Source organism: Streptomyces sp. S.PNR 29 (assembly GCF_030386795.1).
Taxonomy (GTDB): Bacteria; Actinomycetota; Actinomycetes; order Streptomycetales; family Streptomycetaceae; genus Streptomyces.
Window position 1 is genome coordinate 683708 of record NZ_JANUQM010000001.1, and the last position, 13754, is coordinate 697461.

12 protein-coding genes are annotated in these 13754 nt (G+C 72.6%); 4 read left to right on the plus strand and 8 right to left on the minus strand.

The genetic code is table 11. The annotated features are described in order from the left end of the window. Positions 1–2: 2 nt before the first annotated feature. Both NW895_RS03375 and NW895_RS03380 read right to left on the minus strand, forming a co-directional pair. Complete coding sequence (locus NW895_RS03375) at positions 3–1136, minus strand: acyl-CoA dehydrogenase family protein (RefSeq protein WP_289933567.1); 1134 nt, start codon at positions 1134–1136, stop codon at positions 3–5. Further along, positions 1136–2329, minus strand: coding sequence for an amidohydrolase family protein (locus NW895_RS03380; RefSeq protein WP_289933568.1), 1194 nt, complete (start codon positions 2327–2329; stop codon positions 1136–1138). Before NW895_RS03380 ends, NW895_RS03375 begins: the two co-directional genes overlap by 1 nt. 86 nt (positions 2330–2415) lie before the next feature. Between NW895_RS03380 and NW895_RS03385 the strand changes: the two genes are divergently transcribed. Next, positions 2416–3924 carry an AMP-binding protein gene (locus NW895_RS03385; RefSeq protein ID WP_289933569.1) on the plus strand — a complete coding sequence of 503 codons (1509 nt, stop codon included), beginning with the start codon at positions 2416–2418 and terminating at the stop codon, positions 3922–3924. Here the strand turns inward: NW895_RS03385 and NW895_RS03390 are convergent. Both NW895_RS03390 and NW895_RS03395 read right to left on the minus strand, forming a co-directional pair. Further along, positions 3903–4415 carry an EF-hand domain-containing protein gene (locus NW895_RS03390; protein ID WP_289933570.1) on the minus strand — a complete coding sequence of 171 codons (513 nt, stop codon included), beginning with the start codon at positions 4413–4415 and terminating at the stop codon, positions 3903–3905. The two genes, NW895_RS03385 and NW895_RS03390, sit on opposite strands and share 22 nt — an antisense overlap. A 147-nt stretch (positions 4416–4562) precedes the next feature. Then, entirely contained in the window at positions 4563–4937 is a 375-nt protein-coding gene (locus NW895_RS03395) for an STAS domain-containing protein (RefSeq protein WP_289933949.1), read from the minus strand. 365 nt (positions 4938–5302) lie between these two features. On the opposite strand from NW895_RS03395, the gene NW895_RS03400 reads away from it, so the two are divergent. Next, a complete protein-coding gene (locus tag NW895_RS03400) occupies positions 5303–5884 on the plus strand; it encodes a sigma-70 family RNA polymerase sigma factor (RefSeq protein WP_289933571.1) in 582 nt (193 codons plus the stop codon). Beyond that, positions 5881–7443, plus strand: coding sequence for a maleylpyruvate isomerase N-terminal domain-containing protein (locus NW895_RS03405; RefSeq protein WP_289933572.1), 1563 nt, complete (start codon positions 5881–5883; stop codon positions 7441–7443). The genes NW895_RS03400 and NW895_RS03405 overlap by 4 nt, the downstream gene beginning before the upstream one ends. A 36-nt stretch (positions 7444–7479) precedes the next feature. Here NW895_RS03405 and purU read toward each other — a convergent pair whose 3' ends face one another. After that, the gene (gene purU, locus NW895_RS03410) at positions 7480–8361 is read right to left on the minus strand and encodes a formyltetrahydrofolate deformylase (RefSeq protein ID WP_289933573.1); all 882 of its coding nucleotides are present in this window, start codon (positions 8359–8361) and stop codon (positions 7480–7482) included. A 46-nt stretch (positions 8362–8407) separates the two neighbouring features. Next, positions 8408–8908: a hypothetical protein gene (locus NW895_RS03415; protein ID WP_289933574.1), complete on the minus strand. Its 501-nt coding sequence runs from the start codon at positions 8906–8908 to the stop codon at positions 8408–8410. A 117-nt stretch (positions 8909–9025) separates the two neighbouring features. On the opposite strand from NW895_RS03415, the gene NW895_RS03420 reads away from it, so the two are divergent. After that, positions 9026–10339 carry an ABC transporter substrate-binding protein gene (locus NW895_RS03420; protein WP_289933575.1) on the plus strand — a complete coding sequence of 438 codons (1314 nt, stop codon included), beginning with the start codon at positions 9026–9028 and terminating at the stop codon, positions 10337–10339. A 36-nt stretch (positions 10340–10375) separates the two neighbouring features. Here NW895_RS03420 and NW895_RS03425 read toward each other — a convergent pair whose 3' ends face one another. After that, the gene (locus tag NW895_RS03425) at positions 10376–12034 is read right to left on the minus strand and encodes a hypothetical protein (RefSeq protein WP_289933576.1); all 1659 of its coding nucleotides are present in this window, start codon (positions 12032–12034) and stop codon (positions 10376–10378) included. A gap of 223 nt (positions 12035–12257) precedes the next feature. Beyond that, complete coding sequence (locus tag NW895_RS03430; RefSeq protein WP_289933577.1) at positions 12258–13643, minus strand: transcriptional regulator; 1386 nt, start codon at positions 13641–13643, stop codon at positions 12258–12260. Positions 13644–13754: the final 111 nt, after the last annotated feature.

The window sequence follows — 13754 nt, forward strand, 5'->3', positions numbered from 1 at the left end:
GCTCACCGCCCCTTCGGCAGTCCGAGGATCCGTTCGGCCACGATGTTCCGCTGGATCTGCGAGGTGCCGGCGGCGATGGTGTACGACAGGGAGGACAGGCGGTCCGGCATCCACGGCCGGTCCAGGTCCAGGCTGTCGGCGCCCAGGACCTCGGCCGCCGCGTCGTACAGCTCCTGACGCGCGTGTGAGTACCTCAGTTTGAATACCGAACCCCCGACGCCCGGCACTCCCCCGCTCGCCTCCGCCTCGCTCACGTCCCACTGCGTCAGCCGCCACAGCGCCCGGAACTCCGCGTTGAGCCTGCCCAGCCGCCGCCGCAGGGCGGGGTCGTCCCAGCGGCCGTTCCCGCGTGCCTCGGCCGCGAGTTCGGTCAGCACGCGCCGGCATGCCACGACCTCGCCGACGAAGGCCGTACCGCGCTCGAAGGACAGCGTCACCATGGTCACCCGCCAGCCGTCGTTCTCGGCGCCCACCCGGTTGGCGACCGGCACCCGCACCTCGTCGAGGAACACCTCGGCGAACTCGGCCGATCCGGCGAGGGTCCGCAGCGGCCGTACGGTGATGCCCGGCGCGTTCATCGGCAGGGCCAGCCAGGTGATGCCCCGGTGCTTCGCGGCGGCCGGGTCGGTCCGCACGAGCAGCTCGCACCAGTCGGCGACCTCCGCATGGGAGGTCCAGATCTTGGACCCGCTCACCACGTAGTCGTCGCCGTCCCTGCGCGCGCGCGTGCGCAGGGACGCCAGGTCGGATCCGGCCTCCGGTTCGCTGAAGCCCTGGCACCAGACCTCCTCGCCGCGCAGGATCGGCGGCAGCCAGCGCGCCCGCTGCTCGGCCGTTCCCTCGACGGCGATCGTCGGCCCGGCGTGCAGCAGCCCCACGAACCCCGCCCCCACATAGGGGGCGCCCGCCTTCTCCGTCTCCTCCAGGAAGATCAGCCGAACCGTGGGGGAGGCCGCCCAGTGGACGTCGCCGTACCCGGCGTCGTACAGCCTGCGCTGCCAGCCGAGGTCGTAGGCGCGGCGGGCGGGCCAGTCGTCGGGGGACGGCTTCGGGGGCAGGGTGGGCAGCACCTCGGCCAGCCACTCCCGCAGCCGGGCCCGGAACTCCTCCTCTTCCGGTGTGCAGGAGAGGTCCATCAGCGGTCGAGATCCAGGTCCAGCATCCGGATGGCGTTGCCCCGCATCAGCTTGTACACCGTCTCGTCGTCGAGGCCCTTCACATGGTCGAGGGCGACCTCCTTGGTGTGCGGGAAGGTCGAGTCGACGTGCGGGTAGTCGGTCTCGAAGGTGGCGTTGTCCCTGCCCACCACGTCCAGGGACGCCACCCCGTGCTTGTCGCGGAAGAAGCAGCAGAAGATCTGCCGGTAGTAGTACGTCGACGGCGGCTCGGGGACGGTGTCGCGGACCCCGCCCCAGGCGCGGTGCTCCTCCCAGACGTCGTCGGCGCGCTCCAGGGCGTACGGGATCCACCCCATCTGGCCCTCGCTGTAGGCGAGTCTGAGCCGCGGGAACTTCACGAGCACCCCGCTGAACAGGAAGTCCATCATCGAGGCCATCGCGTTGTTGAAGGACAGCGAGGCCTGGACGGCCGGAGGGGCGTCCGGGGAGGCGGCGGGCATCTGCGACGACGACCCGATGTGCATGTTCACCACGGTCCCCGTCTCCTCGCAGACGGCGAAGAACGGGTCCCAGTAGCCGGAGTGGATGGAGGGCAGTCCGAGGTGGGTGGGGATCTCGGAGAAGGTCACCGCCCGCACCCCGCGCGCGGCGTTCCGCCGGATCTCCCCGACCGCCAGTTCCACGTCCCACAGCGGGATCAGGCACAGCGGGACGAGCCGTCCGCCGCTGTCGCCGCACCACTCCTCGACCATCCAGTCGTTGTAGGCGCGCACGCAGGCCAGCGCGACCTCCTTGTCGTGCGCCTCGGCGAAGGTCTGCCCGCAGAAGCGGGGGAAGGTCGGGAAGCACAGGGACGCCTCGACGTGGTTGAGGTCCATGTCCTTCAGCCGCTCCACCGGGTCCCAGCAGCCGCGCCGCATCTCCTGGCGGGTGATGCCCGCCAGGGTCATCTCGTCGCGGTCGAAGCCGACGGCGGCGATGTTGCGTTTATACGGGAACTGCAGGTCCTCGTAGATCCACCAGTCGGTGGGCGGGCCGTCCGGGTCCATCGTGATCCGGTACTTGCCGCCGACGTAGGCGAGTTCACCGATGCCGGCGGTGAGGGGCTTGGGCCCGCGGTCCCGGTACTTCTTCGGCAGCCAGGTCTCGAAGAGGTGCGCGGGCTCGATCACGTGGTCGTCGACGCTGATGATGCGGGGCAGTTCGGTCATGGGTCCCCTCCGCCGGACGGTACTTATCTGATGGGGTGTCAGATAGCATCCCATCTGACGAGTCGTCAGCCAAGGAGGGGGCAGCCGTGAACGAGACCCCGCACTCCCTGAGTTCCTCCCGCACCCTGTGGGAGCTGCTCGACCGCCGCGCCCGCCTCACCCCCGGCCTCCCGCTCTTCCTCCAGGAGGACCGCACGCTCACTTTCGGGGCCCTGCGCGCGCGTGCCGAGCGGGTGGCGGCCGGGCTGTACGGCATGGGCGTACGCCCCGGCACGGTCGTCGCCTGGCAGCTGCCCACCCGCGTCGAGACGGCCCTGCTGTCGTTCGCGCTGGCCCGCCTGGGTGCCGTACAGACACCGCTCATCCCCTTCCACCGGGACCGGGAGGTGGGGTTCGCGCTGCGGGAGTCGAAGGCGGAGTTCTTCGCGGTGCCGGGCGAGTGGCGCGGCATCGACCACACCGGGATGGCACGGCGGCTGGGCGCCAGGGGCGTCTTCGAGGCGTACGACGGCCTGCCCGACGGCGACCCGTCCGTACTGCCCCCGCCACCGGCCGACGGGACCGCCGTCCGCTGGATCTACTGGACCTCCGGCACCACCTCCGACCCCAAGGGCGTGCTGCACACGGACCGTTCGCTGATCGCGGGCGGCTCGTGCCTCGCGCACGCGCTGCGCCCCTCGGCGCACGACGTCGGGTCGATCGCCTTCCCGTACGCCCACATCGGCGGCCCCGACTACACGGTGATGCTGCTGCTGTACGGCTTCCCGGCGGTCCTGTTCGAGCAGTTCGCGCTGCCGGAGGCGCTGGAGGAGTACCGCAGGCACGGGGTGACGATGGCGGGCGGCTCGACGGCGTTCTACTCGATGTTCCTGGCGGAGCAGCGCAAGCAGCCCGGCCGGAAGCTGATTCCCACCCTGCGGCTGCTCGCCGGCGGTGGGGCGCCGAAGCCGCCGGAGCTGTACCACTCCGTCACCAGGGAGATGGGGGTGCAGCTCACGCACGGGTACGGCATGACCGAGGTGCCGATGATCACCATGGGGTCGCCGGACGACAGCGCCGAGATGCTGGCGACGACGGAGGGCCGGCCGCCGGAGGGGATGGAGATACGGATCGTGGACGGGGAGGTGCGGTTGCGCGGGGAGGCGGTGTGCCGCGGCTATCTGGATCCGGCGCAGACGGCGGAGGCTTTCGACGAGGAAGGGTTTCTGCGCACCGGCGACCTCGGGTGTCTCACCGGCAGCGGGCACCTGGTCCTCACCGGGCGGCTCAAGGACGTGATCATCCGCAAGGGGGAGAACATCTCGGCCAAGGAGGTCGAGGACCTGCTGCACCGGCACCCGGCGGTCGGGGACGTGGCCGTCATCGGGCTGCCCGACGCCGAGCGCGGGGAGCTGGTGTGCGCGGTGGTCGAACAGCCGCCGGGGGCGGAGGCGTTGACGCTGCGGGACGTGACGTCCTACCTGCGCACGGCGGGGCTGTCGGTGCACAAGCTGCCGGAGCGGCTTGAGCTGGTGGACGCCCTTCCGCGGGGCGAGACCCTGCGGAAGGTGCTCAAGTACAAGCTCAGGGAACGCTACTCGGGGACCGTGAAGTAGCGGGCGAAGGCCGGCACGATCTCCGCCTCCCCGACCTTGCCGTCGCCGTCCGTGTCGAGCGTGGCGGCGGCCGCCCGCGCGGTGTCCTCGGGCACGCCCAGCGCCTTCAGCACGCGCGCGGCATCCTCGACGGTGGCCGCCGCGTCGCCGTCGGTGTCGGCGACGTCCAGGGCCGCGTGCAGGAAGGGACGGGCGATCTCGGCGAACCGTTCCGGGTTGTCGCGCAGGCGCTTGACCGCGCCGTTCACGAACTCCTCGCGGGTGATGCGCTGGTCGCCGTCCCGGTCCGCGATCCCCGCCATGCCCTGCCAGAACGCCTCGGCGCCGATGTACAGGGCCTGGCCCTTGTCGGAGCGGGCCGCGGTACCGAACTCCGCGAGCAGCGCCTTGGCCGCTCTGCTGAAGTCCTCGCGGTCGATGTAGCCGTTGCCGTCCTGATCGAAGGTGGCGAACCGGGCCGCGATCCTGCGCTCGTACTCGCTGCTGACCATCTCTTTTCTGGCCGCCTTACGTCGGGGGTGGTGACTCTGGCAGGGAGCGTACGACGACGGGGGCCGTCCGGGCGCGAGAAAGTGACGCTTGTGCCAAGACCGGGGGAATTCTGGGACAACGACGTGGCGGAACCGTGATGCTCAGGCCTAGGCCGACAGCGGCTCCTCGCCCACGGCCGACGCGAGATCGGGATGGACGTCGAACAGCCGGCGGACGCCCAGGGCGCCCAGCACCCGGTTCACGTGGGAGCCGTCGACCGCGCCCTGCGCGGGCAGGATCAGGCGCAGCCGGCCCTGGCAGGAGCGGATGAGGCGGCGGGCGGCGATGAGGACGCCGACGCCGCTGGAATCGCAGAACAGGACCTCGGAGAGGTCGAGGACGAGACTGTGGCGACCCTCGGCCACCGCGTCGTGCACGCGTTGACGCAGCACCGGCGACGTCACCAGGTCCAGCTCGCCCGACACTTGGAGCACGGCCCACTCGCCCTGCTCGTCGCCGGTCACGTTGAACGCCACCACCAAGCCCTTCACTCGCCCGAACTCCAAACGGAAGCAGCCCCTACGCTTCCTGTCAGCGCGGCTGCCCAGCGGCCGTTCCCGCAAACACCACAGGGCAAACGGAAACTGTTCGAAAGAGGCTGATTCACGCGGTATTCGATCCCATTCGATCGTGTCTCGATCGAGTCTCGGGCAGGTTCTGATCGGACGGTGGAGGGGTAGGCGCGGCCCGAGTTGCACTCGGCTCATGGCGCCCGGCCCCTCTACCACCCCCGGCCTGCCGGGGGCGCGCATTGCAACAAAGGGGCGTGCACTGTCAGATGTGCCGACTACATTCGAGAAGACGGTGGCCACAGGCTGGACACGATCGAGGGGGGTGGAGGAGCCGCATGGCGAAGCAGGACGTACCGCCCCGCCGGGACCGCATGATGCAGCAGCGGCTCGCGCGCGGAGAGGCGGCCGCCCTCGGTGAGCTGTACGACCGGTTCGCCTCGCTCGTGCACGGCCTCGCGCACCGCGTCCTCGGGGACGAGCGGGCCGCCGACCGCATCACCCGCGATGTCTTCGCCCACGTCTGGGAGCACCCGGACGCCTACGACCCCGAACAGGAACCCCTGCGCTCCTGGATCGCCGCACTGACCCACCGTCTCGCCGTACAGCGGCTGCGGGACACGGAGACGGCCGCCCTCGCCCGGGGCGGCCCCGGCACCACCGAGGAACTGGAGCGCAAGGTGCGCCACGCCTCGGTCGCCGCCCGCGCCGACTACATCGTCCAGAACATGCCCGCCCCACTGCGGGCCGCCCTGGAACTCGCCTACTTCCAGCGCCGCGACTACCACCAGACCGCCACCGACCTCGGCGTCACCGAGGACGAGGCCCGCCGCCGCCTCCGCCTGGGCCTCCAGCTCCTCTCCACCGCCCATGACGCCGGCACACCCGGGGCTCCGCCCGGACACGGGGGTGCGGTGTGACCGGGGCAGGGCGGTTCGAGGCGTACGACCAGCAGGAGGGGTACGGGCACGAGGGACACGAGGGGTTCCACGGCACCGGCGGGGACGAGACCGGCGAGAAGGACGGCACGGCGACCCAGGGCACCGAAGGCGCGCCGGAGACCGGGTCCGGCCGGCGCCGCTCCGGAGAGCCGGACCCGCCGGGCAGGACCGGCGGCTCCGGCGAGACCGGCAACCCCGGCACGCCCGGCGGACCGGGCGGGCCCGGTGGAGCGGGCGGGCCCGGTGGAGCGGGCGGGTCCGGTGGAGGGGGTGGGTCCGATGGTCCCGGTGGCCCTGAGGGGCGCGAGGGGCGCGATCCCGGGCCGCCGCCCCGTATCCCGATGCCGCGTGCCTCCGTCGAGGACACCGGGCTGCCGCTGCCCACGTTGGCGGAGTTCGCGGAGCCGGCGCCCCGGCCGGTGCCGCTCGCGCTGGGACACCCCGTGCTGAAGTCGCTGCTCGGGGCGTGGGCGCTTGCCGCCTGTTCGCCGGAGGAGGCGGCGGCCGTCGAGGTGCACCTCGGTGAGTGCGGCCCCTGCGCGGAGGAGGCGCTGCGGCTGCGCGACGCGGTCGGCCTGCTGCAGCGCCCGGAGAGCCTCGACCTGAACCCGGCCCTGCGCACCCGCGTCCTGGAGGGCTGCCTGGAGCGGCGCCCGCCGCGCGTCCCGGTGCCCGAGTGGGCCGCTCCGTACGACGCCGAGACCGCGCGCCTGGACGCGCTGCTGCAGGACTTCGGAGATGCCGAGTGGCACGCGCCCGTGCGGCTGCGCTGGTTCGAGACGGACCGTGCGACGAGCCGCCGCACCACCGTCGCCGGCGTCATCGCGCACCTGCTGAGCGTCGACGGGCTGGTCGCGGTCGCCCTCGGCCTGGACGACCCTCTCGGCGACATCTCGGCCGAGGCGCCGACCCCCGCGGACCGCACCCAGGCGTACTGGCGTGCCTCGCACTTCCCGCCCACCCGCTCGGTGCGGGCGCCGTGGCGTGAGCAGAGCCACGCGCTGGTCCGGACGGTGTCCTTCACGGGCTCGGGCCCGGAACGGACGACGGTCCCGTACGGCGACTTCGAGCTGCCGCTGCAGGACGCGATGCTGGACCGCGCCTTCGAGTGCTGGGTGCACGCGGAGGACATCGCCGAGGCGGTGGACTACCCGTACGATCCGCCCGCCCCGCGCCATCTGCACCGTATGTTCGACCTCGCGGCCCGCATGCTGCCGCGGGTGCTGGCGGAGCGGCGCCGGTCCGGACTGGCCGCGCCCGGCCGCCACCGGCACCTCGTTCCGGCCGGTGAACCGGGGCGCACTCTGCGGCTGGAGATCGAGGGTTCGGGCGGCGGCGAGTGGCTGATCCCGCTGGACTCCCCCGGCGCGGTGGGCTCCGCCGACCACGAGGTGGCCCATGTGGCGCTGGACGCCGTGGAGTTCTGCCGCCTGGCCGCGGGCCACATCCCGCCGGAGGAGGCCGCCGCCGGGCAGGTCGGGGACCGGGAGGTGATCAGGGACGTACTGTTCGCGACGGCGTCCCTGAGCCGGATGTAGCGACGGGCCCCCTTCGAGGGGAGGGCGCCGCCGGCCTTACGCGAAGACGACCGTCCGCCGCCCGTTCACCAGGATCCTGCGCTCCGCGTGCCACTTCACGGCCCGCGCCAGCGCCTGGCACTCGACGTCCCGCCCGATGGCGACCAGCCCCTCGGGGGTGACGTCATGGCGGACGCGCTCGACCTCCTGCTCGATGATCGGGCCCTCGTCGAGGTCGGCGGTGACGTAGTGCGCGGTGGCGCCGATCAGCTTCACACCGCGCGCGTGCGCCTGGTGGTACGGCTTCGCGCCCTTGAAGCTCGGCAGGAAGGAGTGGTGGATGTTGATGATCCGCCCGGCGAGCTGCTTGCACAGGTCGTCGGAGAGCACCTGCATGTAGCGGGCGAGGACCACCAGCTCGACGTTCTCCTCGCGCACGATCTCCAGCAGCCGGGCCTCGGCCTCCGGCTTGGTGTCCTTGGTCACCGGGATGTGGTGGAAGGGAATGTCATAGGAAGACACCAGTTCGGCGAAATCGGTGTGATTGGACACCACAGCGGCGATCTCCACCGGCAGCGCACCGATCGAGGCACGGAAGAGCAGGTCGTTCAGGCAGTGCCCGAACTTGCTGACCATCAGCAGGATGCGCATCTTCTCCTCGGCCTGGTGGATCTGCCAGTCCATCTGGAAGGAGTCACCGATGGCCGCGAAGCTGGCCCGCAGCTTCTCCAGCGTCACCGGAGCCTCCGCCGAGAAGTGGACGCGCATGAAGAACAGTCCCGTGTCGTGGTCGCCGAACTGCTGGCTGTCCTCGATGTTGCAGCCGGTCATGAAGAGGTAGCTCGACACGGCGTGCACGATGCCCTTCTTGTCAGGGCAGGAGATCGTGAGGACGTACTGGTCGGCCGGAGCCGCGACCCGGGTGGACTGCTCGTTCATGCAGGACAGGTTCCCACACGCTGCTGGGCGCCGGGCAATCGTCCCGCTAGGCGGACCGCGTCAGGATCCGCAGCACCTCAAGGGTCCGCGGCGGCGCGTCGGGGTCCTCCTCGTCGGCGGCGGCCATCCGCACATGGGCGTCGCGCGCGGCCCGTACCGCCTCCGGCCAGGCGTGGTGGTCGAGGTAGGCGTGCACCGGAGCGTCCGGTCCCACCTGGTGCATGATCCGCAGCACGCGCAGCACGGCCGTGTCGACGAGCGCCGCCTCCTGCGAGTCGCGGAAGATCGTGCCGACGTACTTCTCGGCGGACCAGTGGTCCAGCCATGTGTCCTCGACCAGCCGGTACACCGCGTCGGTGACGTCGCCGTAGCCGTCGACGCCGGCCAGCCAGACGTCCCGCTGGAACACCGGGTCGGAGAGCATGTGCAGCGCGGAGCGCACATTGCAGCGCCAGCGCCACCACGGCATGTCATTGAGTGGCATGCCGCCCATGGTGAATGAGCGACGGCCGCGACGGGAAGAGTTCTCCGAACCTTGCACGGTCATCGATCGTACGTTCCCCTCCACAGGAGCCCCACCACCCCCTCCAATTCACCCTCGGGTCACCCATTGTTGACCTGCGGGCACACCCAGGTTAGCTGTGTGACGGAATCGTGCGGGTCCATGACCGGTAGGCGACGTTTCCCCCGCACCTTCCTGCCCGGCCTCTTCACCCGGCCTCTGCGAACCACCGGCGTCCGCACCGCAGGCGCACTGGTGGCGTGCGGGGCCCTCGCCGCCGGCTGCGGGGTCGTCCCCGGGACCACGGGGGGTTCCGGGGACGACCCGATCACCGTCATGACCTGGGCGCCCCAGGACACGGGCGCCACCAACAAGCCCGGCATGCCCGCCTTCGCGCGTGCCTACGCCCGCTGGATCAACGCCCAGGGTGGCATCAACGGCCGCAAGCTCAACGTCCTGACCTGCAACGACCGCAACGACAGCGTGGCAGCCGCCAAGTGTGCCCGCCGCGCGGTCAAGGAGAACGCCGTCGCGGTCGTAGGATCCTACAGCCAGTACGCCGACTCGTTCTTCCCCCCGCTGGAAGGGGCCGGCATTCCGTACATCGGCGGCTACGGCATCACGAACACCGAGTTCACCAGCCCCCTGTCGTACCCCGTCAACGGGGGCCAGCCCGCGCTGCTCGCCGGCCTCGGCAGCGCGCTCGCCTCCGCCTGCGGTCCCGTCACGCTGATCCGGCCCGACACCATCGCCGGTGACCAGCTGCCCGCGCTGCTCGACTCCGGTCTGAAGGCGGGCGGACACACGCGGGCCCGCGACCAGCTGGCTGCGGAGGACGCCACCGAGTACGACAGCCAGGCGGAGCGCGCTCTGGAGGGGTCGACGACCGACCCGCTGGAGAAGGGCTGTGTGGTGCCGGCGCTCGGGGACCGCACCGACACCTTCATGGACTCCTTCCGGCGTGCCCGCGCGGAGTACCCCGCGGTGCGGACCGCGACCGTGCTGGGCAGCGTCGACCAGACGACGATCGACGCGACGGGCGGGGCGTCGGGGCCGTACGAGGGGTCGTACGTCACCGGCTGGTACCCGCCGGAGAGCGATGCCCGCTGGGACCGGATGAAGAAGGTGATCCAGCAGGAGGCCTTCGGCGACAACCGCATCGATCCCGCGGACGCCGGAGTGCAGACCACGTGGATCGCCTACACCGCGTTCAAGGAGATCGTCGAGTCCCTCGGCGGTGGCGAGGTGACCGCCGACACCATCACCAAGGCCCTCGACAGCGGCCTGAAGGTCACCACGGGCGGGCTCACGCCGACGCTGCACTGGAGGTTCCAGGACAAGCTGGCGTCCGTGGGCTTCCCGCGCCTGGTCAACACCAATGTGACCCTGCAGGTGGTACGCGGCGGACGGCTGGTGTCGGCGCGCAAGGGCTTCGTCGACACGACGAGGACGCTGCAGAACGCCGACGTGAGCTGAGCCGGGGGGGCGGACCGGGCCGGCCCGCCCCTGCTGTCACAGCTGGGTCGGCCGGCGCTCGGTCAGGCCGTATGTCTTCGCGATCGCGTTCCAGAGCTTCGCGGCCTCGGTCTTCTCGACGCTGGCGGTGCCGCTCGCCCGGTTGCCGGCCTGGGTCTGGGCGGTGGTGCGGGCCTGACCCTTCCGGCAGCCCTTCTTGCCCGCGACCTGGTCCGCCCACGCCGCGTAGTGGTTGTCGGCCGACGCCGACGCCTGCCACGCCTTGGTGAGGGCGGTGGTCAGCGCGGCGTGGTTCGGGAGCCGGTCCACCGTGAGGCCGGAGAGGCGGGTGACAAGATCGGTGCGCTGCCTGGCCGCGTCGCGCAGGTCCTTGGCCGCCTGGGCGAGGTTGTCGCAGCGCTTCACGTCGGCGACCGCGTTGATCACGGTGCTCCGGCTGTCGCCGCTGTCGGCCAGCAGCTTGTCCAGCTCCACGGCCTGCTGCCGGGCCGGGTCGGCGGACGGCGACGCCGAGCCCTCGGTCGCGGGGGCCGTGGCGGACACGGTCTGGTTGCCGGCGTCCTGGTCGTCACCGCCGCCGCCCGCGAGCAGCGCTCCCGCGCCGACCCCGAGGACGGCGATCCCGACACCGACGGCCGCGATCAGCGGCAGGCGCGATCCGGTACGGCCACCGCGGCCGCCCCGGCCGCCGCCACCCGGACCCTGGGGGGCGTACGGGGGCTGCGCGGCCTGCGGATGTTCCATGACGGGCAGCTGCTGCGTGGCCCCGGCCGAGCCGTCGCCGCCCTCGCTGCGGAACAGGTTCTCGAACCCGGCGGGCGGCTGCCCGTACGGCGCCCCGGCGGGCTGCCCGGCGACCGGTGCGATGTACTGCGTGGCCTCGGCGTCGGGGTGGGAGGCGGGCGGGAGCGGGCCGGCACCCGGCTGCGGGGCGGAGCCCGGCCGGGGCCCGCCCTGCGGCACACGGCCCAGGAACCGCGTTTCCTCGGAGGGCGTCCCGGCGGGTCTCTCGGGCGGCAGCGCCCCCGGACCGACGGGCGGTATGTACTGCGTCGCCCCCTCGTCCACGGGCGCGGCGACCGGCGGCAGGTACTGGGTGGCGCCCTCGTCGGCGGGGGGCATGGGCGCGCCGGAGGTGGGCCGGCCGTACGGTTCGGCGCCCGAGGGCGGCAGGGGTGCGCTCGGTGCCCCGGTGGGGGGCGGCCCGTAGGCGCCGGTGCCCGCGGGCGGCAGGGGTGCGCTCGGGGCGGGGGCCCCGTATCCGTCGGGGGTGGTCGGCCGTTGGGGGGCGCTCGGGTGGCCGTTCGGCGCGTACGACGGCTGCGCGCCGTACGCCGGGGGGTGCGCGCCCTCGGGGGGCAGCGCGCCGGGCCCGTCGGCGGGCTGCGCCTGGCCCTGCGAGGACCAGGCGGCCGGGGACGCCTCGGGTGAACCCCACTGCTGGTCGGGCGGGGTGGGCCAGCTCTGGCCCGCGGGCGGTCCCTGGTGCTGGTCGGGGCCCCACGGGCGGTCCCACGCCTGGCCGCCGGCCGGGGGCGCCGGGGCCGGGGGTGCCGGCGGGTACTGACCGGACGGCCGGTCGCCGGACCCGCCTGTCATGCCCGGCAGCAGCGGTTCGCCACCGTCGGAGGGCAGCACGATGCCTTCGCGCGCGGGGCGCGCCGAGGGCTCCTCGCCCTGTCCACTCTGCGTCACCGGGACTCCTACTAATGGGGGAACTTCGGAATCGTCGGCTCACGCTACCGGGTCCCCAGAGCCCGGTGCCACGCTGCACAGGACGCGACCTCCTTCCCTGTGACAGCGGTAACAAAACCGGGTCGCGGTGCGCCGCGAAGGCCACCTCCTTCCCGCCGGGCAGCTGTTACCCGCAGGTTCACGCACCGGCCGCCCCCGCGTCACCCGGCGACGGCCGGTGTCCTCACGCGGCCGCCTGCAGCTCCAGGCGCGCCCCGAACTCCCTCACCACGGCCTCCTCCTGGTACGGCTCCAGGCGCTGCTGGAAGTCCTCCAGGTACTCGGCGCCCCGGTTGGAGCGGAGCGTCTCCAGCAGTTCCACGGCCTTCAGCCCCGTGCTGCAGGCCTGTTCGACCTCGCGCTGCTGCACCTGCGCGGTGGCGAGCAGTACATAGCCGATGGCCCGCCGGCGCGCCCGCGTCTCGGGGTGCCCGGCCAGCGACTCCCGCGCGTACCGCGCCGCCGCCTCGGCCTGCCCGAGGTCCCGGTGGCAGTGCGCCAGCTCGTCGGCGAGGTAGGCCTCGTCGAAGTGCGCGATCCACGCCGGGTCGTCCCCGGAGTCCGCGTCGGCCGCCTCCAGCGCGCTCACCGCCCGGCCGGCCGCCGCGTGGGCCGCCCGTACGTCGCCCAGCAGGGCGTGCCCGCGCGCCTCCGCCGCATGGAACATGGCCTCCGCGCGCGGTGTGACGCGCCCCCGCGCCCCCTCCTGCGCCGCGCGCGCCAACTGCGCGATCTCCCGCGGGTTTCCGAGCTGCGCGGCCAGGTGGCTCATGGACGCGGCGAGGACGTACCCGCCGTACCCCCGGTCCCCGGCCGCCTGGGCCAGCCGCAGCGCCTGGATGTAGTACCGCTGGGCGAGGCCCGGCTGCCCGGTGTCCACGGCCATGTACCCGGCGAGCTCGGTCAACCGGGCCACTGAGGCGAAGAGTTCACGCCCCACCGACTCCCGGTAGGAGCCGGCGAGCAGCCCGGACACGACGCTGTTGAGGTAGTGCACGACGACCGGGCGCACATGCCCGCTGCCGTACTGGTGGTCCAGCTCCACCAGCGCCTGTGTCATCGCGCGCACGGCCGCCACGTCGGACTGGCCCACCCGGGGCCCCGCCGAGCGCGCCACCTGTGCGTCCGGCGCGGAGATCAGCCAGTCGCGGCTGGGCTCGACGAGCGCGGACGCGGCGACGGACGAGCCGGACAGGAAGTCCCGGCGGCCCACGTCGCTGCGCCACAGCTCACACACCTGCTCGATGGCCCCCAGTACCGTCGGCGAGAACTGGAGGCCGACACCCGACGCGAGGTTCTTGCCGTTGGCCATGCCGATCTCGTCGATCGTGACCGTACGTCCCAGTTTGCGGCCCAGCGCCTCCGCGATGATCGCCGGCGCCCGTCCCCGCGGCTGCTGTCCGCGCAGCCAGCGCGCCACCGACGTCTTGTCGTACCGCAGGTCGAGGCCGTGTTCGGCGCCGCACATGTTGACGCGGCGGGCCAGCCCCGCGTTGGAGCAACCCGCTTCCTGAATGAGCGCCTGCAGCCGTTCGTTCGGCTGCCGCGCGACGAGAGGCCTTGCGGCCATGGCGTACCCCCTGCTTTCCGGCGGTTCGCCTGCGGGCACTTGCTGCCCTTCGGCTCACCTTCCTGAGGCTGCGGTGCCTGCCCGTGCACCGGGTTGACGTGCCGTCCCTGA